The organism is Bartonella florencae, assembly GCF_000312525.1.
GTDB lineage: Bacteria > Pseudomonadota > Alphaproteobacteria > Rhizobiales > Rhizobiaceae > Bartonella > Bartonella florencae.
This window is the reverse complement of record NZ_HE997468.1, coordinates 1-1,378: the sequence shown is the minus strand read 5'-3', so window position 1 is coordinate 1,378 and position 1,378 is coordinate 1. Positions and strand designations below refer to the sequence as shown.

The window sequence follows — 1,378 nt, the reverse complement described above, 5'->3', positions numbered from 1 at the left end:
CACGTCGATAAAAGCGTATGTTAAGACAGCGTTTACGGGGGCAAAGTTAAAATTTGGCAGTACGCATGCCGTGAGTGATTTTAGCGAAGCAGATATTGGCGCTACAGGTATAAAAGCTGTAACGATAAGCAATCAGAAGGAATTTGTCCCTTATGATAAAGAACTCACTCTCTATGCAAAAATGGATAAGACAGTCCAAGCAGGTGAAGCAAGTGTGGTCGTTGAATTTGTGACCAATCACTGAAATTAAGGGGAGAGATCACTGAACTCCCCCTTGAGGTTTATGAGTTGCAAGATTGTACAGAGAGTTGCAAATTAAGGGCAGATAAGACAGCGACTAAGGTAGAAAGTTTAGGGTCACCCGTTTTACTTAAGGAGCGATATAATCCACTTCGTTCGCGATTGGTTTCTTTTGCTAAGGCACTCATATTTTGGGCTCTGGCAACGATACCAAGAGCATCAGCAATATGAGCAGCATCACCGGTTTTAAGAGCTTCATTGAGAAAAATTTGCTGTGACTCAATGTCTTTAAGATATTCTTCGGGTTTAAATGGGGTTATTTTCATCACTGTACTCCTCTTTTAATTTTAACGCTTGTTCAATATCTCTTTGCTGCGTTGATTTATCTCCACCGCATAACAAAAGGATAAAATCAGAGCCTTTTTGGGTAAAATAAATTCTGTAACCAGCACCATAGTGGATACGTAATTCACCTATGCCATGAAAGAATTTAACATCACCGAAAAGTCCTTGTTTTAAGCGTACAACACGCTGAAGAATAATAGCTTTAGCGTTTTTATCTTTAAGTTTCTTAAGCCAAGTATCAAATTCTATCGTTTTATGAATGAGTATCATTAGTGCACTATAGTGCACATGACATATCATGTCAAGTTCGTTTCAATTACAGAAAGGTATTTTGATGGCACGTCATTATATTCGGGTTAGGACCGGCGAACCGATACGGGCTGGTCACAATGTTTATCGTCATCGAAAAACGCTTTCACACCTCGTGTTGGTCATACAAGATGAAATTGATGACGTTGGAGATGAGTACGTAGCGCAGATCCAAGAAAGTATTTTTGCTGCTATTCGTTTTTGTGAGAGGGAAAGTTTTTACTTTAACGAAAGCCGTGATGTGGTGTTTCAGACACGGGCGGGGCAGGATGTTTATGATGCAAGCGATACCCGCCATATCGAAACAGCTGTTAAAATCAAAAGCGTTTATTTGAGTTCTGATCAACATCATAAGTTTGCATTGGAGTGTAAGAACCATGTTTCTTTAGAGCCTTTGTTGCGGTCAGAACAGCAAGGAACGCCGGTTTGTTACAGTTATTTTGATAGGAAATTGCATCTTTATCCCACACCGGATAGAGCCTAT

The 1,378-nt window shown here is 39.9% G+C and carries 3 protein-coding genes and 1 pseudogene; 2 read left to right on the top strand and 2 right to left on the bottom strand.

Annotated features, from left to right (window positions below; all coding sequences use genetic code 11):
- Positions 1–244 (top strand): annotated as a pseudogene (locus BN202_RS10020) (hypothetical protein); the annotation flags it as partial.
- 37 nt (positions 245–281) lie between these two features.
- Here BN202_RS10020 and BN202_RS08785 read toward each other — a convergent pair.
- Positions 282–566, bottom strand: a complete 285-nt coding sequence (locus BN202_RS08785) for an addiction module antidote protein (RefSeq protein ID WP_019220277.1) — start codon at positions 564–566, stop codon at positions 282–284.
- Positions 547–855, bottom strand: coding sequence for a type II toxin-antitoxin system RelE/ParE family toxin (locus BN202_RS08780; protein WP_019220276.1), 309 nt, complete (start codon positions 853–855; stop codon positions 547–549). The genes BN202_RS08785 and BN202_RS08780 overlap by 20 nt, the downstream gene beginning before the upstream one ends.
- A 64-nt stretch (positions 856–919) precedes the next feature.
- On the opposite strand from BN202_RS08780, the gene BN202_RS08775 reads away from it, so the two are divergent.
- Positions 920–1,378 (top strand): hypothetical protein (locus BN202_RS08775; protein ID WP_019220275.1); only part of this gene is annotated, 459 nt, incomplete at its 3' end.